We start from the raw sequence: 16,827 nt of genomic DNA on the forward strand, positions 1-16,827 counted from the left end.
GAGTTAGTCCGGGAATAGTTCCAACAGCTTACCCATGGCCGCCTTCAGGGATTTGCCTTCCTCGCGATCCGACACGCCCAACCGCACGATCGTCAGGCGCTGGCGGGGGGAGACGAGAATATACTGGCCGTTGTGGCCGAGGCAGGCGAACAGGCTGCGGGGGGCGGTATCGGGGAAGAGGTGATTGTTCTCGCTGGGGCGGTTGAGCCAGAGTTGCCCGCCATAGGCCGGTTCCTGCGCACTGGGCGTGGTCATAAACTTAACCCAGCGCTGCGAGAGGATCTGCCGTCCGTTGGCGCGGCCGCGGTTGCGCAGGAACTCGCCGAACTTCGCGTAGTCGCGGGCAGTCATGTGCATGATGCTGCCGCCGATCATCGTGCCCCGCGCGTCGAATTCCGGCGTCAGGCTGGAGAGGCCGACGGGTTGCTTCAGGCGCCCCTCGACGAACTGCATCATCGCTGCGCGGCGGACTTCCGGGTCGTTGCTGCTGGTCAGCATGCGCGTAAGGATGTCGCTCAGGATGACGGCAGTGGCGCTGGAATAATTGAAATGCTTGCCGGGATGCTGCGCCATGGGCTTTGCCTCGGCGTAGGCGGCCATGTCGCGCGCCCCGTCCGTGAATAGCATGCGCGGCGTGTCGGCATCCGCTATCGCGCCGCCTGCATCGTCCGCAGTCTCGGCATGGTCGAGGCCTGAGGACATGGTGAGCAAGTGGCGCAGAGTGATCGCCCCACGCGGATCGCCCGCCTGGTTCCAGGCCGGGACGGGGGCGGGGGAGTCGAGGGCTAGCCTGCCATCCGACACCATCAGGCCGACGAGCACTGCCGTGACGCTCTTGGCCAGCGACCAGGAGAGTTGCTTCGTGTCGGGGCCGAAGCCGGGGCCATAGCGTTCGGCGACGATCTTGCCATCGTGCATTACCAATAACGCGCGGGTGTCGCCCATATCGTCGGCATCGAAGATCGCGTCTATGGCTCCGCGCAAATTGCTTTCGGATACGGACGCGTCAGCATTTACTTCATAGAATCCGGCGGATTGGCTTTGGCCCGGCACGATTGACGCAAGCAGGGCGAGGGGGAGCAGGGCAAGGCTTGCGCGCAGGGCGCTTTTCGTCTTCATGGCGCGGCTCATAGCATGGCGTCGCGGAAAGGGGAGGTATGTCGAACAGTCGCGTGTGGCGTTTCGCCGCCCTGATTGCGGGCGCGGCGCTGATCGTGCTGCTGGCGTGGAACTGGCGGGCATGGGTCGCGCGGGCGGAAGTGGGCGCCGCCTATGGCGCGCGGATGACCTGCTCGTGCCGCTACGTCGAGGGGCGGGCCGCGGAAAGCTGCAAGGGCGATACGGAGCCGGGCATGGAGATCGTGTCGATCAGCGATTCGCCGGAAGACAAATCCGTCACCGCGCGCGTGCCGATGATGGCCAAGCGGACGGCGCGCTATCGAAAAGGGTGGGGATGCTTGTTAGAAGCTGACCCCCGTTAACATACCGTTCGTCCTGAGTAGTCATTGAGCGCAGTCGAAATGGCGTATCGAAGGACAGATGCTTCGATACGGCGCTTCGGCAAGCTCAGCCCCTACTCAGCACGAACGGCAATGAATACTCACGCTGCTTCGAGCAGCGCCGATTCCGTTGCCGCTATCCAGCCGCCGCCGAGAACACGCTCGCCGTCATACAGCACTGCCGCCTGGCCGGGGGCAACGCCGAACTCCGGCGCGTCGAAGATCAAGTGTCCATCAGCCAACCGTGCCGGCACGGGCCGCGCCATCGAGCGAACCTTGGCCGTTAATGGCCCGCTGAAGTCGCCGCCCAGCCAATTGATGTCGGTGAGCGATGCCGACGCCACCGCGAGCGCGGCCTTGGGCCCGACGATCACGGCGCGCTGTGCCGGGTCGAGGCGAATGACATAGAGCGGCGCGGCTTGTCCGCCGATCTCCAGCCCCTTGCGCTGGCCGACCGTGTAGTGAATCAGGCCGCGATGCGTGCCGAGTTCGCTTCCGTCGATGTGGACGATGGGGCCGCCTACGTCCGCATCGGGGCGTACGCTGCGCACGATCTTCGCATAGTCGCCATCGGGCACGAAGCATATGTCCTGACTGTCTGGCTTCATGGCGACGGCAAGGCCCAGTTCTTCGGCGATTGCACGCACTTGCGGCTTCGGCATGCCGCCCAGGGGAAAGCGAAGATAATCGAGTTGCTGCGCGGTCGTGGCGAACAGGAAATAGCTCTGGTCGCGGGCGGGATCGACGGCGCGATGCAGCTCCGCGCCTTGCTGCCCCATCACCCGGCGGACATAATGGCCAGTGGCGAGGCAATCCGCGCCAAGATCGCGGGCGAGGGCGAACAGGTCAGTGAACTTGACGCCCATATTGCATTTGACGCAAGGAATCGGGGTGCGACCTGCCATATACTCGTCAGCGAAATCGGCGATGACGGATTCGCGGAAGCGGCTCTCATAATCGAAGACGTAATGCGCGATGCCGAGGCGGTCGGCGACTGCGCGGGCGTCGCGAATGTCCTGGCCCGCGCAGCAACTCCCCGTACGGCCGGTCGCCGCGCCATGATCGTAAAGCTGGAGCGTGACGCCGATGGTTTCCGCGCCGGTGCGGGCAGCAAGCGCCGCCACGACGCTCGAGTCCACGCCGCCGGACATGGCGACGACGATGCGCCGCGCCGAAAATGGCGGCTCCAGTTGAAAATCACCCTGCATGATCGAACGCCCATAGCCCGAAAAGCGGCAGTTTTCCACCCTGCTTAACCGCCTCTTCAGATGCCCTAACAGGATGTGACCGGCCGGTTTACGCGACCTTATTCTTTCTGATCTACATCAACCTCCATGGATTTGAGTTTTTCCAGGATGCTGGCCCTGAAAGCCACCGGAGCGTTGCCGCCGGGTGCGATGTGGGCTGCGGACTTGCCGGTCCTGCTGGCGGCTTCGGCTGCGCAGCAGGCGGCCAGCCCGACAGCCCGGCGCATGGCATCCTTCCTGCGGGGGCAGGAACGGGAAGACGACCAGATCCACGTGCTGTCCCAAATGTTCGGGCCGCGCACGGGCAGCGTGATCGACGCTGCTTGTCTCGCTGGCAGTTTTAATCCGATGGTCGCGAGGCATCTGACGGTGGGGCAAGAAGAGTGAAGCTGGCGTTTACCGTGGCGCTTTAGCCAATGTTCAACGCTGTGTCGCACAAGTGATCGCATGTTCCCGATGGGCGAAGCCCGACTGATGGAACCCGGTGCCGTTATTGAGGTGAGAATGTTCGAGAATCAGAAATTCCGCCCCGCTCAGGTCGTAGGCCCTCTCGGAGAGCCTTTGACTCTCGACAGCCTGCCGCCGGCGGGAACCACGCGATGGGTCGTGCGCCGCAAGGCCGAAGTGGTCGCAGCGGTCAATGGCGGCTTGCTGACAGTGGACGAGGCGTGCGAGCGCTACTCCCTGACTTTGGAAGAATTTGCCGGATGGCAGCGCGCGGTCGATCGATCGGGCATGCCTGGCCTGCGAGTGACGCGCATCCAGCATTATAAATCCTTGTACGAGCGTCAGCAGAAATACTGACCAACGCCATCCGTGAGAGGATGAAAGCGGGCCGCCTGCCGTTGTGCAGGCGGCCTTTTTGTTTGATGCGCGGCTAAGCTGTTCCGCCTAAATACATCGCCAACCGAAATATTCTTTAAAGCGATCATGGAACGCGGAGCGGTGTTCGCCGTTTACACCTCAGATTAGCCGGGCAGGGGGACGCTTGGACGGAGGAGAACATCATGAACCTTATTCTTTGGCTTATTATCGGCGGTGTCATCGGCTGGCTGGCCAGCATCGTAATGCGGACGGACGCCCAGCAGGGCATCTTCCTGAACATCATCGTCGGTATCGTCGGTGCGTTCCTGGCCGGACTGGTCCTGAGCGGCGGCACCATCAACAACAGCGATTTCAGCCTGTCGTCGCTGATTGCATCATTCGTAGGCGCAGTCGTCCTGCTCGCGATCGTCAATCTGGTACGTCGCGGCAGCGTTCGATAAGCTAACATTCTAGAAAGACTTCAAAAAGGTCCGTCCGAGTGACGGGCCTTTTTTTGTGCGCCCGGCGTTGGGTGTAGCGGCGGCGCCATTGTCGTGCCTCGACACGGGGCGCGGGCGCCTCATCCCGACTGTGCCTCCCATGCAACAGCGCCCCGTTCACCTTCATCAACTGCCTCCATTTAGCTCCTGACCGGCTTGCAAAAGGCAACAATTCGGCTCATTCCCCTGCCGGGAACGCTGCGGTGAACATCGTCCGGCTCGCAATTTTTTCGCGCTTGAGAACGGTGCTATATTCAGGTAACACAGTACGTGAAGCGGAGGTCGGGGCCTGTTGGCCTCGATAGGGCGCGCAGAGTGGACAGCATGAATTACGAGACGCATATCGTGGGCGATGTAGACATGGAGCAATTGGGCGCGGACGATGTTCGTGACCGGAAGCGTCGCCGCATCATCATTTCCAGTGTCGTCGCTGCTGCCGTGGTCGCCGTCGCCGCTATTTCGCTGATCGGGAAAGAAAATACGGAGGCGGCTGCCGACGCGTCCGCTGTGGCGCCTGCTCCCGTGGTGACGGTCCTCAGCCCCGGCCAGTCGGCCGTATCGCGCACCGTTACGGCCACCGGATCGCTGAACGCGCGCATCGACATGCCGGTGGGCGTTGTTGGTGAGGGTGGGCAGGTCGTGCGCGTTCTGGTGCAGCCGGGCGATTGGGCCCGCGCCGGACAGACGCTTGCCGTAATCGAACGGTCGGTCCAGTCGGAACAGGCGAAATCCCTGGCCGCGCAGATCGGAGTGGCGCGCGCCGATGCCAAGCTCGCCAAGGCGCAACTCGATCGCGCGCGGCAACTTGTGGGCCGTGGCTTCATATCGCAGGCCGATATCGATCAGCGCGAGGCGACGCTCGCCGCGGCCAATGCAAGGGTCGGCGTTGCGGAAGCTCAACTGGCGGAGCAGCGCGCGCGCAACGGGCGTCTCGATATCCGTGCGCCGGCATCGGGTCTGGTGCTCACGCGCGCCGTGGAGCCCGGTCAGGTCGTCGGCACGGGCAGCGGCGTGCTGTTCCGGATCGCGAGGGATGGCGCCATGGAACTGCGGGCGATGCTGAGCGAAGCCGACCTAGCGAGAGTCAGGGCGGGCATTCCCGCAATGGTGACGCCGGTGGGAAGCACCCAAAGTGTCAAGGGCAGCGTGTGGCAGGTTTCGCCCGTGATCGATCCCGTCAGCCGCCAGGGTATCGCGCGCGTCGCCGTACCCTATACACCGGCTATTCGTCCGGGCGGTTTTGCCGCTGTCAGCATCGTGACGAGCACCGGTAACGCGCCGCTGCTTCCGGAATCCGCTGTGCAGAGCGATGCAGCGGGCAATTATGTTTACGTCGTGAATGGAAAGAACCTCGTCGAGCGTCGCGCCGTGAAGGTCGGTCAGGTCTCAAGCGAAGGCGTGGCCGTGAGCAGTGGCCTGACGGGTCAGGAGCGCATCGTCGCATCTGCGGGCGCTTTCCTGACGCCCGGCCAGAAGGTGAAGCCCGAATTGCAGAAGTCCCGCTGACGCGCACGGAAGGTATCGACGTGCGGGCCTAGTCCCTGCGCGAACAAAGGCAAAGACATGAGCTTTCGCAATATATCCGCCTGGGCCATTCGGAACCCCGTTACGCCGCTCGTGCTGTTCGCGGCCCTGTTGCTGGCGGGTATCGTCAGTTTCATGCGCATGGACGTCAACAATAACCCGGACGTCAGCTTTCCGGCTGCGCAAGTGATCGTGACGCAGCCAGGAGCGGCGCCCTCCGAGCTTGAAACGCAAGTCACGCAGCGGATCGAAGCCGCGGTGCGCTCGATCAGCGGCGTGGATGAGATCACATCGGTTGCGAGCGAAGGCAGTTCGATGACCTTCGTCCAGTTCACGATCGGGACGCCCGTGGATCGCGCAGTTGCTGACGTGAAGAACGCCGTCGATCAGATCCGCGGCGACCTGCCCGACGGCATATTGGAACCGCAGGTAGTGCGCGTCGATATCGATGGCGAGCCGATCGCCTATTTCAGCGCCGAAGCCACCGACATGACGCTGGAGCAATTGAGCTGGTATGTCGATAATACCGTGGCGAAGCGGCTGCTGGGCATCAGCGGCATGGCCGCGGTCAGGCGTGAGGGTGGTGTCAGTCGAGAGATCCGCGTGATACTCGATCCTGCGCGCATGCAGGCGCATGGCATCAGTGCTTCGCAGGTCAATCAGCAACTCCGCCAGGTGAACCTCAATGCGGCGGGCGGGCGCGCTGAAATCGCCGGCGCCGAACAGTCCGTCCGCGTGCTTGGTAATGCACAGGATGCCTACGCGCTGAGCCAGACGCAGATCGCCATCGCGGGCGGACAGGCCGTCAAACTCGCAGACATAGCGGAAGTCCGCGATATGTACGCCGAGCAGCGCGCGATCGGCCTGATGGATGGCCGGCAGGTCACAAGTTTCAGCCTGGAGAAGGCAAAGGGCTCCTCCGACGTCACCGTCTATGACGAGGCGATGAAGGAATTGGACAAGCTCGCCAAGGACAACCCCAAGATCAAGTTCAAGCAGCTTTTCACCACGGTCGATTACACCAAGGCGCAATATGAGTCGGCCATGGCGGCGATGGTGGAAGGCGCGCTGCTGGCCGTCGTCATTGTGTTCCTGTTCCTGCGCGACTGGCGCGCGACTCTGATATCCGCCCTTGCAATCCCGCTGTCCGCGATTCCGGCTTTCTGGTTCATGGATATGATGGGCTTCACCCTGAATGGCATCTCCCTGCTTGCGCTCAGTCTGGTGGCGGGCGTGCTGGTCGACGATGCCATCGTGGAGATCGAGAACATCGTGCGCCACATGCGCATGGGCAAGTCGGCTTATCAGGCATCCATCGATGCCGCCGACGAAATCGGCCTTGCGGTGCTCGCAACGACTATGGCGATCGTCGCCGTGTTCCTGCCGGTCGCTCTGATGCCGGGACTTACCGGGCAATTCTTCATCCAGTTCGGGATGACGGTGGTTGTCTCCGTGCTCATGAGCCTGGCTGTAGCGCGCCTGATCACGCCCATGGTCGCCGCCTATTTCCTGAAGGCGCATGGCGTCGCCACCCACGGCGAAGGCTGGATGATGGACCGTTACATGGCAGTGCTGCGGTGGTCGCTGGATCAACGCGCCGCCAATCGCATTCGATCGCAAGACAAATGGCAGCACCTGCTGAACGGTGCCCGTAACGGAATTGCACGGGGTTGGATCCGCCTGCGCCGACGCGTCCGCGCCACGCTGGTCGATCATCGCTTGTGGACCGTTGGCATCGGCTTCGTCGCCTTTGTGCTTACGATCATCGGCCTGGTGACGTTGCCGATGCAATTCCAGCCGACCACCAATAACGATTTCAGCCAGGTGAAGGTGGAAATGGTGCCGGGCAGCACGCTGGAGCAGACGCGCCGGGTGGCGCAGAAGATTTCCGATATGCTGTCATCCGACTCCCGGACCGTGGAAGCCGTGTTTGCTGACATCAAACCTGCCTCCGCCGACATCTTCCTGACGCTCCGCAAGGACCGGCCGATTTCCTCGGTGGCTTGGGAGCGGAACATGGCGCCCAAGTTCCGCGATGTCGCCGACGCGCGAGTCAACTTCCAGTCCCAATCGGGTGGCGGTTTTGGACGAGACATCATCATGATGTTCGGCAGCGACAATCCGGAACTGCTTGAAAAGACAGCCAACAAGCTGGTTAGCGAGATGGCGGGTTTGAAGGAACTGCGTGACCCCCGCGTACAAGGGGACATGCAGCGTCCGGAAATCCTCATCAAGCCCCGGATGGACCTGGCCGCGAGCATGGGCGTCACGACACAGGCGCTCAGTCAGACGATCCGCATTGCGACGCAGGGCGACATCGACCAGAACAGCGCGCGTTTCTCCTTATCGGATCGGCAGATTCCCATTCGGGTTTCCATTCAGGAAGCATCGCGTCGCGACCTGAGCACCATCGAAAATCTCCCCGTGCCGACGGTATCGGGCGGATCGGTGCCACTGAAAGTCGTGGCGGACATCGAGTTTGGCGCCGGGCCGACGCAGATCCGCCGCTACAACCAGATTCGCCGCATCGTCGTCGGCGCCGATCTTGCGCCGGGCCTCGTCACCAGCGACGCCATGAAGAAGATCAACGCGCTTCCGACCATGAAGGCCCTGCCGAAGGGCGTCCAGAAGCTGGAAGTGGGGGATGCCAAATGGCAGGCCGAACTCATCATGAACTTCGTGATCGCCGTCCTCTCCGGCGTGCTGCTGGTGTTCGCAGTGCTGGTGCTGCTGTACAAGCGTGTGATGCCACCCTTCGTGAACATGGGATCGTTGCTGCTCGCGCCGCTGGGAGGTGTGCTGGCACTGCATGTGGCCGGTCAGCCGCTTTCGATGCCGGTCTTCATCGGATTGCTGATGCTGCTTGGCATCGTCGCCAAGAATTCAATCCTCGTCGTCGACTTTGCACTTGAGGAGATCGGCAAGGGTGTGCCGAAATATGAGGCCATCGTCGATGCGGGACACAAGCGTGCGCAGCCGATCGTGATGACCACGGTAGCGATGGTCGCAGGCATGGTACCGACCGCCCTGTCGCTGTCGGGCGACGGCGCCTGGCGCCAGCCGATGGGGATCACTGTGATCGGCGGGCTGATTCTGTCGACTGCTTTGACGCTCGTGATCGTGCCCGCGACGTTCAGCCTTGCGCTGGGCATTGAGTCCTGGCTCGGGCCGCGCCTCAGCCGGGGACTTCTCACTTATCGCCCGGGCGACAAGGGCCCTGAGCTTGACGAGGGCGCGGTGCAGCCAGCGGAGTGAAGGCATTCCAGGCTCATTGCCTGAACGAAACGGCGCGTGGATCGTTGGAGCGGGCATGAAACTGTTCCGCTTCGATCCCGCGCCGGTTCCGGTAAATGGTGCCCGGCGCATGCAGCTGATCGCGACGGGCATGTTGTTCGCGATGGCGCTGCTGTTCCTGGCGGCACGGACCTTCGCGCACAGGCACCCCGCCATCGGCTATGTCCAGGCGTTTGCCGAAGCGGCGATGGTGGGAGGGCTCGCGGACTGGTTCGCGGTGACGGCCTTGTTCCGGCATCCGCTCGGCCTGCCGATCCCGCACACGGCAATCATTCCGCGGAACAAGGACCGGATCGGCGATACTCTTGCGGCGTTTCTCCGCGATAATTTCCTGACCTCCGCCGTTGTTGCACGCCGGATGCGGCGCGTGGATGTCGCTTCGGCGGCCGGGCGCTTCCTCAGCCAGCCGGCGGGTGGCGAAGGTCGATTGCGGCAGGGCGCATCCCGCCTGGCCGCCGATCTGCTGGAGGCGCTGGACCAGGAACGGCTCGGCGGCATGGCGAAGGGTGCGATCGTGCAGCGCCTGCGCGCGCTTAATGTCGGGCCTCTGGTCGGGCAGGCGCTGGAGGCGGCGATGCGCGACGGGCGGCATCGCGCAGTGCTGGACGGCATCATTCGCTGGGCCGGGCACACGTTGGAGGCGAACGACCATCTGATCCGGGAGATGGTGCACGCGCGGGCGGGCAAGTTGCTGCGCTGGACCGGGCTGGACGAGAATGTGGCCGACGCGATCATCAGCGGCCTGCAGAAGCTGCTGCACGAGATGGGCGAAGATCCTGATCATGCGTTGCGGGCAAAGGCGGAAGAAGGGCTGCAGAAGCTGGCGCTGGACTTGCAGTTCGACCCCGATATGCAGGCGCGGGTTGCCGCCATTCGCGACGAGATCGTCGAGAACCCGGCGATGCAGAAGTGGATCAACGGGCTGTGGGAGCAGGCGCGGGCCGGACTGTTGCGCGCCGCCCGAGATCCCTCTGGCGCTCTGGCGGGACGCTTCGGGATGGCTTTGCGGCAACTGGGCGGGACGCTGCAGGAGGACGTGCAGCTTCGGGCGGTGCTCAATCGCTTCGCCCGCCGCACTGCGGTTGCCGCCACGGCGGCCTATGGCGACAGCATCGTCAAGCTGGTTAGCGAGACGGTACGTGGATGGGATGCAGGCACGGTCACGGCGCGGCTGGAAAATGCCGTGGGTCGTGACCTGCAGTATATTCGCATCAACGGAACCATGGTTGGCGGGCTTGTGGGCCTGGCTCTCCACGCAATCGACGCGTTCTGGTCCTAGTGCAACTTTGGCACAGGTGCCGAAAATAAGTCGCATATCGGGAACAAGCATGGCGCTGGGGCATTACGAAATCGCCCTTCTGGTGAGAGATGATGACAAAGCGTGTTTTGATTGTCGAAGATGAAATTTTTGTCGCTCTTGAAATCGAAGATATCGTCACATCGGCTGGCCTTTCGGTAAGTGCCATCGCTGTCGACAGCGCAGCCGCTCTCGAAGCGGCATCCGACAGCGACATCGCTCTGGTAGACCTCAATTTGCGGGACGGTCCGACCGGCCCCAGCATCGGGCAGGCGTTGTCCCAGCAATATGGCATCAAAGTCATCTACGTGACCGCGAATCCCAGCCAGATCGGCGGTGCGGCCGTTGCGGCGCTTGGCGTGATCACAAAGCCGTTCCGGAGCGGAACGATCAAGGCCGCGCTGGCTTTGGCTGCAAACGACGTCGATCAGGATGACGACGGCGAACTGGACTATCGGGATATTGCCGGTTTCACGCCGTTCTTGCCGCGTCGCGGCTCAGCGAGCGGCACGGGATATACAGGCTGACGTCCAAGCCTTCGCTGCGCCAGTTCCGTTCGATACGACCGCCAAGCTGCCGCTCCAGGCTGAGCGCGATCAGGCGTGAGCCAAATCCTGCTGCACGGGGTTCGTTGATCGGGGGGCCGCCTTCTTCCCGCCAGCGCAACATGAAGGTCTCGCCTTCACGCGATGCTTCGAGCATCACCTTCCCCTCCGCGTTGGACAGAGCGCCATATTTCGCGGCGTTCGTGGCAAGTTCATGGAACATGAGCGCCAGCGGCGTGGCAGCGCGGTCATCCACGACCTGGTCTTCGCCGCTCAGCAGAATGCGATCTCCTGTGGCGGACTGATAGGGCGCAAAAAGCTGCTTCATCACGCCGAACAGGCTGCTTTGCCCCATGTCGGAAGCAGATTCGGCGCTATGTGGGCGAACGAAATCATGCGCGCGTCCCAGCGCCATGATCCTGTCGCGCAACTGCAGCGCCACGTCGGAGATCTGGGGATGCTGGCGAGCCGACAGGCCGATGAGTCCCGCTATGACGGAGAAGATGTTCTTGATGCGGTGCGAGAGTTCGTGCGTGATGACTTCGCGCTCCTCCATCTCACGCTTGCGCTGGTCGATGTCGGTGCAGGTGCCGAACCAGCGCGTGATGGTCCCCTCTGTATCTCGTACGGGGAGGGCGCGCCCCAGGGTCCAGCGATACTGGCCGCTATGGTGTCGCAGCCGGTATTCGATCTCGTAAGGTTCCCCGGTGGCAAGGGAACGGCTCCAGCGCTTCCAGGCCTCCTCCTGATCGTCGGGATGGAACATGCCGTTCCAGTCTTCACCGTCGGTCGATCCTTCGGGCATTCCTGTAAATTCATACCATCGCGCATTGTAATAGTCGTGATATCCGTCAGCCCGCGTCGACCACACCATCTGCGGCATGGCATCCGCCAAGGTCCGGAACCTCTGTTCGCTTTCCTGCAGGGCCAGCGTCTGCACCCTGGCTTCCTGACGCTGCACGCGGTCGGCCCGGCGCGTTTCCAGAAAAGTCGTGACCTGGCGTGCGAGCAGCTTCAATCCCTGTCGCTGGAGCGGTGTCAGTGCCTCTCGCGCTACCGGGTCGATCACGCATAGCGCGCCGAGTGGAAAGCCCTCCGAATTGATCAGCGGCGCCCCGGCGTAGAAACGGATGAAAGGGGGGCCAGTCACCAGCGCATTCTCGGCGAAGCGCTCGTCAAGGGTAGCGTCCGGAATGACGAACAGCGCATCGCCCATCATCGCATGGGCGCAGAAGGACACGCTGCGAGGAGTCTCGGTGGCATCCAGTCCGGTGCGTGCCAGAAAACGCTGCCGATCATCCTCGACTATGCTGACCAGCGCAGTAGCCGTCCCGCACAATGCGCTGGCGAAGGCCGTGATCTTGTCCAGTTCCTCGAACCCGGCCGCGTCCAGATCATATTGCCGAAGCAGCGCGGCGCGATCCGTCTCCGTCGAGTTCGACTGGACCTGTTCAGCCATCACTGATGCGTTCGATCTGCGCGCCGACCGCTGAAAGCTTTTCCTCAAGCCGCTCATAGCCGCGATCCAGATGATAGACCCGGCTGACCACCGTCTCGCCTTCCGCTGCCAGACCGGCCAGGATCAGGCTCATCGAGGCGCGAAGATCGGTTGCCATTACCGGCGCGCCGGTCAGGCGCTCGACGCCACGCACGATGGCTGTGCGGCCGTTGACGCCGATGTCGGCACCCATGCGCGCCAGTTCGGGCACGTGCATGTAGCGGTTCTCAAAGATCGTTTCGGTAAGAACGCTAGCGCCATCCGCCAGCGTCAGCATCGCCATGAACTGCGCCTGCATGTCGGTGGGAAAGGCGGGGAAGGGGGCTGTCGATATCGTCAACGGCTTCAGCTTGCCGTCAGCGGCGATGCGGATGCCATCGGCGATGTTCTCCACATGGACGCCCGATTCCTGAAGCGCCGTTAAGATCGCCCGCATATCGGCAAAGTCCGCTCCGATCAGGTCGAGACTGCCGCCGGTTATCGCTGCGGCGCAGGCATAGCTGCCTGCCTCGATCCGGTCCGGCATGACGCTGCAGGTCGCGCCGTGGAGCCGTTTCTTGCCATGTACCGTGAGGCGGCCGGTGCCGATGCCTTCTATCTCCGCGCCCATCGCCACCAGCAGGTTGCACAGGTCGACGATCTCCGGCTCACGCGCGGCATTTTCCAGAGTGCAGGTGCCGTTAGCGAGCACGGCGGCCATAAGCGCATTCTCGGTCGCGCCTACGGATACCACCGGGAAGCTGAACGTCCCGCCGGGAAGGCCGCCGTCGGGCGCGCTGGCGCGGACATAGCCCGCTGCGATCTCGATAATTGCGCCGAAGGCCTCCAGTGCCTTCAAATGCAAGTCGATCGGGCGGTTGCCGATCGCGCAGCCGCCGGGCAGCGAAACCGTCGCCTCGCCAGCGCGCGCCAGCAACGGCCCGAGCACCAGTATCGATGCGCGCATCTTGCGCACGATGTCATAGGGCGCTTCGGTCGATGTCACGCGGCCTGCGCGCAGCGTCATCACGCGGCCGAAATCCTCCGGCCGCGCACCTTCGATCATCGTCGACACGCCGAGCTGGTTCAGCAGGTGGCCAAAGCTGTCGACATCGGCCAGCCGCGGCAGGTTGCGCAGAGTGAGCGGTTCATCCGTCAGCAACGCGCAGGGCAGCAATGTCAGGGCAGCGTTCTTGGCGCCGGAGATGGGAAGGCGACCACTGAGCCGTGCGCCGCCTTGAATGCGAATTTGATCCATTGCCCTGCTTCATAAAGCTTAAAGATTGCTATGCAAGGCGGCGAAAGAATACTGCGGAAAAGGGCGCGAAATGGCTTTGCAACAGGCGGGATATAAATCTTGTCGGTGTTGCGAATTGTTGACCGAGGTTAATGCGGCGATCCTGAATGCAGCCAATAGCGTGCTGGGGCGTTCTGCCACCGTAACAACATTCAGAAAAGGTGCGCGCGTGACGGGAAGTTGTTTCGCCGAACGACTGGAAAAGCATACTCCATTGAGCGAGGCCGAACGCGGGGCCCTCGCACGCCTGGAAGAGACCCAGCGGAAAGTTAAGCGCGGCGTAATCATTCAGCGCGCCAACGATCCGGTGTCGGAATTGTTTGTGCTGCGGCATGGACGCGTCATGAGTTACGTCATCATGCCGGACGGCAGCCGGCAGATCTTGCGCATTTTCTTTCCCGGCGATTTCATCGGATCGGCAACCACCATCTACAGCAAAGCGCCGGAATCCCTGGTTGCCTTGTCGGATTCCGTTCTGTGTCCCTTCGACAAGGCGGGGCTTCGAGTGCTGCTGGAGGAATATCCGCGAGTCGCAGCCCTGATGTTCGTGCTGTCGCAAACCGAGCGCGTGGCGCTCACCGACCGGCTTGCATCGCTGGGCCGTACTTCGGCCAAGGCGCGGGTGGCGGCGTTCCTTCTGGATATCGCGCATCGGCTGCGGGCGATGGACGACAACATGACCGACACTTTCGACCTCAAGCTGACCCAGGAGGAGATCGGTGACGCCATCGGCCTGACTTCTGTGCATGTGAACCGGATGATCCGCCAGATGGAGATGGAGGGCCTGATCCAACGCTCCAACGGTTCGATAACCCTGCTCGATGAAAGGGCGATGGCGGAGATCGGCCATTATACCGACCGCTATACCGACATCGACCTTACCTGGCTGCCTGCCGCATAGCCGAACGGCCTGACGATCAGGCCAGCAGTTCCACGTCCCAGTAGAGCCAGTCGTGCCAGCTCTCGTGCAGATAGCCGGGGGGAAAAGCGCGGCCATGTTCCTGTAGCTGCCAGCTGGTCGGGCGGATCGGCTGCACGTGGAGCCGCATTCCGGCTTCGCGCGGCGTCCGGCCGCCCTTGCGCAGGTTGCAGGGGGAGCAGGCCGTCGCGACATTCTCCCATGTCGTGCGCCCGCCTGCGCGCCGGGGCACGACATGGTCGAACGTCAGGTCGTGCGGCGATCCGCAATATTGGCAGGCGAACTTGTCGCGCAGGAACAGGTTGAAGCGGGTGAAGGCGGGGTGCTCGGACGGCTTGACATACTGCTTGAGCGCGATGACCGAGGGGATCTTCATCTGGAAGCTGGGCGAATGAACTTCCCGCTGGTAGCTCGCGACAATGTCCACGCGCTCCAGGAACACGGCCTTGATCGCCGTCTGCCAGGGCCACAGGCTCAACGGATAATAACTCAGCGGCGTGTAGTCGGCATTCAAAACCAGCGCCGGGCAACTTTCCGGGTGCCGTATCAGGTCGGGATGGTACATAGAAAAGCCTCTACCCCCAGTCTGTCGCGCTGATCGCCGATTAGCGTGACATTGGCATGACAGCATTAACCTATATCCTCCGTCAAGAGCCTGTATGAGTCTGCCCGCCCTTCCACAGCATATTGTGACTCGCTTTGCGCCGAGTCCCACCGGGCGGTTGCATATCGGCCATGGCTGGTCGGCGTTGATGGCGCATGATCTTGCGCGTGGAGCGGGCGGCATTTTCCGCCTGCGGATCGAGGACATCGATGGCGCCCGCAGCCGTGAGGAACATGTGGCGGGTATAGTGGAGGACCTGACGTGGCTTGGCATCGGGTGGGCGGGCGCGGTAGTGCGGCAGTCGGAGCGGCTGGGTCATTATGCTGATGCGCTCGACCGGCTGAAGGCGATGGGGCTGGTCTATCCCTGTTTCTGCACGCGCGCGGACATTGCCGGGTCCGCTTCCGCGCCGCATGGTCCGGAAGGGCCCGTATATCCCGGCACCTGTCGCGCTCTGACGAAGGGGGAGCGAGCGGCGCGGACTGCACAGGAGCCGCACGCATGGCGGATCGACATGGCGCGTGCGGTGGCGCAGGCAGGCGCGTTGACCTGGCAGGACGCGGACAGGGGCACCATTATCGCCGACCCGTTGGCTGCCGGCGATGTCGTGCTGGCGCGCAAGGATGCGCCGACCAGCTATCACCTTGCCGCCACGCTGGACGATGCCGCGATGGGCATCAACTTCGTACTCCGGGGAAGCGACCTGATCGCGGCCACGGACATCCATCGGCTGCTGCAGGCGCTGCTCGATCTGCCGACGCCGATCTATCGTCATCACGGCCTGTTGGTGGACGCGCAGGGCAAGCGGCTGGCTAAGCGCAGCGGGGGCATCCAACTGGCGCAATTGCGTGCGGACGGCATGGACCCGGAGCGGTTGCGCGACGATCTGCGGCAGGGGCGGTTTCCAGTTGGAATCTCGGTGCAGAGTTCCTAGATTACATTCATGAACACTTTCCTCATCATTCTCATCATCGCGGCCGCCATCGCGACGGTCGTCATGCTGGTGCGCGGCATCGTCACCTTCCTGAAGACGACGCAGGAGGAACTGAATTCCGGCCAGTCCCGCCCCAGCGCTTCGAGCCTCAAGCAGAACAAGGCGATGTTTGCGCGCATCGGCTTTCAGGCGGTGGCAGTGCTGCTCGTCGCCCTGCTCATGCTGCTGAATGGCGGCAGCCAGTAAGGCTGGTACGATGGTAAAGCTCAACCGCATCTACACGCGCACCGGTGACGCGGGCACTACGGGACTGGTCGACGGATCGCGTGTGCCCAAGCACGACCTGCGCCTTGCGGCCATGGGAGACGTGGACGAAGCCAATAGCGCTATCGGTCTGGCTGTCGTGGCTTTGGGTGAGACACCCGAGGCGGCGGCGCTTCGCGTGATCCAGAACGACCTGTTCGATTTGGGCGCGGATCTCGCGACGCCTGGCGAGGACTTCACGCCGGTGCCAATGGCGCTGCGCATCGTGGAGAGCCAAGTCGCGCGGCTGGAGCGGGACATCGACGCGATGAACGAGAGTCTTGCGCCACTGAACAGCTTCATCCTGCCCGGTGGATCGGCTGCCGCAGCGGCCGTGCATCTTGCGCGAGCGGTCGTGCGGCGCGCGGAACGGAGCGCTACGCTGGCGGCGCAGGGGATGCCGCTCAATCCGCAGGCGCTGGCCTATATCAACCGACTTTCCGATTATCTGTTCGTGCTCGCCCGCCGTGTCAACGACAACGGTGCGGCCGACATCAAGTGGGTGCCCGGCGCGGCGCGCTGATCCGCTTCACCGCACGTAACGGTGCCGACATAATATTGAGGCAGACGGAACATAAGTTAG

Annotated in this window: 17 protein-coding genes; 12 read left to right on the forward strand and 5 right to left on the reverse strand. The window is 62.9% G+C overall.

All coding sequences use genetic code 11. The features are described from left to right. Positions 1-3 precede the first annotated feature (3 nt). On the reverse strand, positions 4-1,119 hold the full coding sequence (locus QHC67_RS08685; RefSeq protein WP_319293262.1) for a serine hydrolase: 1,116 nt from the start codon (positions 1,117-1,119) through the stop codon (positions 4-6). 38 nt (positions 1,120-1,157) lie between these two features. On the opposite strand from QHC67_RS08685, the gene QHC67_RS08690 reads away from it, so the two are divergent. Then, on the forward strand, positions 1,158-1,481 hold the full coding sequence (locus QHC67_RS08690) for a hypothetical protein (RefSeq protein ID WP_319293264.1): 324 nt from the start codon (positions 1,158-1,160) through the stop codon (positions 1,479-1,481). A gap of 119 nt (positions 1,482-1,600) precedes the next feature. Here QHC67_RS08690 and mnmA read toward each other — a convergent pair whose 3' ends face one another. Next, positions 1,601-2,707, reverse strand: coding sequence for a tRNA 2-thiouridine(34) synthase MnmA (gene mnmA / locus QHC67_RS08695; protein WP_319293266.1), 1,107 nt, complete (start codon positions 2,705-2,707; stop codon positions 1,601-1,603). A gap of 147 nt (positions 2,708-2,854) precedes the next feature. Between mnmA and QHC67_RS08700 the strand changes: the two genes are divergently transcribed. The 7 genes from QHC67_RS08700 to QHC67_RS08730 all read left to right on the forward strand — a co-directional run bounded on the left by QHC67_RS08700 (position 2,855) and on the right by QHC67_RS08730 (position 10,692). After that, positions 2,855-3,133, forward strand: a complete 279-nt coding sequence (locus QHC67_RS08700; protein ID WP_319293268.1) for a hypothetical protein — start codon at positions 2,855-2,857, stop codon at positions 3,131-3,133. A 117-nt stretch (positions 3,134-3,250) separates the two neighbouring features. Further along, positions 3,251-3,550 carry a DUF1153 domain-containing protein gene (locus QHC67_RS08705; protein ID WP_319293269.1) on the forward strand — a complete coding sequence of 100 codons (300 nt, stop codon included), beginning with the start codon at positions 3,251-3,253 and terminating at the stop codon, positions 3,548-3,550. Between the two features lie 203 nt (positions 3,551-3,753). Next, complete coding sequence (locus QHC67_RS08710; RefSeq protein WP_319293271.1) at positions 3,754-4,011, forward strand: GlsB/YeaQ/YmgE family stress response membrane protein; 258 nt, start codon at positions 3,754-3,756, stop codon at positions 4,009-4,011. 363 nt (positions 4,012-4,374) lie between these two features. Next, complete coding sequence (locus QHC67_RS08715; RefSeq protein WP_319293273.1) at positions 4,375-5,556, forward strand: efflux RND transporter periplasmic adaptor subunit; 1,182 nt, start codon at positions 4,375-4,377, stop codon at positions 5,554-5,556. Between the two features lie 57 nt (positions 5,557-5,613). Then, positions 5,614-8,829, forward strand: a complete 3,216-nt coding sequence (locus tag QHC67_RS08720) for an efflux RND transporter permease subunit (protein WP_319293275.1) — start codon at positions 5,614-5,616, stop codon at positions 8,827-8,829. 55 nt (positions 8,830-8,884) lie between these two features. Beyond that, the gene (locus QHC67_RS08725) at positions 8,885-10,147 is read left to right on the forward strand and encodes a DUF445 domain-containing protein (protein ID WP_319293277.1); all 1,263 of its coding nucleotides are present in this window, start codon (positions 8,885-8,887) and stop codon (positions 10,145-10,147) included. Between the two features lie 92 nt (positions 10,148-10,239). After that, positions 10,240-10,692: a response regulator gene (locus QHC67_RS08730; protein WP_319293279.1), complete on the forward strand. Its 453-nt coding sequence runs from the start codon at positions 10,240-10,242 to the stop codon at positions 10,690-10,692. On the opposite strand, the gene QHC67_RS08735 is transcribed toward QHC67_RS08730, so the two are convergent. Beyond that, positions 10,637-12,169, reverse strand: a complete 1,533-nt coding sequence (locus tag QHC67_RS08735; RefSeq protein ID WP_319293281.1) for a PAS domain-containing protein — start codon at positions 12,167-12,169, stop codon at positions 10,637-10,639. The genes QHC67_RS08730 and QHC67_RS08735 overlap by 56 nt on opposite strands. Then, positions 12,162-13,445, reverse strand: a complete 1,284-nt coding sequence (gene murA / locus QHC67_RS08740) for a UDP-N-acetylglucosamine 1-carboxyvinyltransferase (protein ID WP_319293282.1) — start codon at positions 13,443-13,445, stop codon at positions 12,162-12,164. The genes QHC67_RS08735 and murA overlap by 8 nt, the downstream gene beginning before the upstream one ends. A gap of 208 nt (positions 13,446-13,653) precedes the next feature. Here murA and QHC67_RS08745 point away from each other — a divergent pair, with 208 nt between their 5' ends. Beyond that, positions 13,654-14,385 (forward strand): Crp/Fnr family transcriptional regulator, encoded by a 732-nt coding sequence (locus tag QHC67_RS08745; RefSeq protein ID WP_319293485.1) that lies wholly within the window; start codon positions 13,654-13,656, stop codon positions 14,383-14,385. A gap of 16 nt (positions 14,386-14,401) precedes the next feature. Here QHC67_RS08745 and QHC67_RS08750 read toward each other — a convergent pair whose 3' ends face one another. Continuing rightward, positions 14,402-14,968 (reverse strand): HNH endonuclease, encoded by a 567-nt coding sequence (locus QHC67_RS08750; protein ID WP_319293284.1) that lies wholly within the window; start codon positions 14,966-14,968, stop codon positions 14,402-14,404. A 94-nt stretch (positions 14,969-15,062) separates the two neighbouring features. On the opposite strand from QHC67_RS08750, the gene gluQRS reads away from it, so the two are divergent. The 3 genes from gluQRS to QHC67_RS08765 are packed head-to-tail and all read left to right on the forward strand — an operon-like array spanning position 15,063 to position 16,767. After that, positions 15,063-15,941 carry a tRNA glutamyl-Q(34) synthetase GluQRS gene (gene gluQRS / locus QHC67_RS08755; RefSeq protein WP_319293286.1) on the forward strand — a complete coding sequence of 293 codons (879 nt, stop codon included), beginning with the start codon at positions 15,063-15,065 and terminating at the stop codon, positions 15,939-15,941. Between the two features lie 9 nt (positions 15,942-15,950). Then, positions 15,951-16,187 carry a twin transmembrane helix small protein gene (locus QHC67_RS08760; RefSeq protein ID WP_319293288.1) on the forward strand — a complete coding sequence of 79 codons (237 nt, stop codon included), beginning with the start codon at positions 15,951-15,953 and terminating at the stop codon, positions 16,185-16,187. 10 nt (positions 16,188-16,197) lie between these two features. Next, complete coding sequence (locus tag QHC67_RS08765) at positions 16,198-16,767, forward strand: cob(I)yrinic acid a,c-diamide adenosyltransferase (protein ID WP_319293290.1); 570 nt, start codon at positions 16,198-16,200, stop codon at positions 16,765-16,767. The last annotated feature ends 60 nt before the right edge of the window (positions 16,768-16,827 follow it).

Origin of the sequence: Sphingobium sp., assembly GCF_033795625.1 — a bacterium.
Classification (GTDB): domain Bacteria; phylum Pseudomonadota; class Alphaproteobacteria; order Sphingomonadales; family Sphingomonadaceae; genus Sphingobium.

Bases quoted from the DNA above. Each gene is read 5' to 3' on its own strand.
- QHC67_RS08685 (WP_319293262.1), bottom strand. From the start codon at position 1,119: ATGAAGACGAAAAGCGCCCTGCGCGCAAGCCTTGCCCTGCTCCCCCTC.
- QHC67_RS08690 (WP_319293264.1), top strand. From the start codon at position 1,158: ATGTCGAACAGTCGCGTGTGGCGTTTCGCCGCCCTGATTGCGGGCGCG.
- mnmA (WP_319293266.1), bottom strand. From the start codon at position 2,707: ATGCAGGGTGATTTTCAACTGGAGCCGCCATTTTCGGCGCGGCGCATC.
- QHC67_RS08700 (WP_319293268.1), top strand. From the start codon at position 2,855: ATGCTGGCCCTGAAAGCCACCGGAGCGTTGCCGCCGGGTGCGATGTGG.
- QHC67_RS08705 (WP_319293269.1), top strand. From the start codon at position 3,251: ATGTTCGAGAATCAGAAATTCCGCCCCGCTCAGGTCGTAGGCCCTCTC.
- QHC67_RS08710 (WP_319293271.1), top strand. From the start codon at position 3,754: ATGAACCTTATTCTTTGGCTTATTATCGGCGGTGTCATCGGCTGGCTG.
- QHC67_RS08715 (WP_319293273.1), top strand. From the start codon at position 4,375: ATGAATTACGAGACGCATATCGTGGGCGATGTAGACATGGAGCAATTG.
- QHC67_RS08720 (WP_319293275.1), top strand. From the start codon at position 5,614: ATGAGCTTTCGCAATATATCCGCCTGGGCCATTCGGAACCCCGTTACG.
- QHC67_RS08725 (WP_319293277.1), top strand. From the start codon at position 8,885: ATGAAACTGTTCCGCTTCGATCCCGCGCCGGTTCCGGTAAATGGTGCC.
- QHC67_RS08730 (WP_319293279.1), top strand. From the start codon at position 10,240: ATGACAAAGCGTGTTTTGATTGTCGAAGATGAAATTTTTGTCGCTCTT.
- QHC67_RS08735 (WP_319293281.1), bottom strand. From the start codon at position 12,169: ATGGCTGAACAGGTCCAGTCGAACTCGACGGAGACGGATCGCGCCGCG.
- murA (WP_319293282.1), bottom strand. From the start codon at position 13,445: ATGGATCAAATTCGCATTCAAGGCGGCGCACGGCTCAGTGGTCGCCTT.
- QHC67_RS08750 (WP_319293284.1), bottom strand. From the start codon at position 14,968: ATGTACCATCCCGACCTGATACGGCACCCGGAAAGTTGCCCGGCGCTG.
- gluQRS (WP_319293286.1), top strand. From the start codon at position 15,063: ATGAGTCTGCCCGCCCTTCCACAGCATATTGTGACTCGCTTTGCGCCG.
- QHC67_RS08760 (WP_319293288.1), top strand. From the start codon at position 15,951: ATGAACACTTTCCTCATCATTCTCATCATCGCGGCCGCCATCGCGACG.
- QHC67_RS08765 (WP_319293290.1), top strand. From the start codon at position 16,198: ATGGTAAAGCTCAACCGCATCTACACGCGCACCGGTGACGCGGGCACT.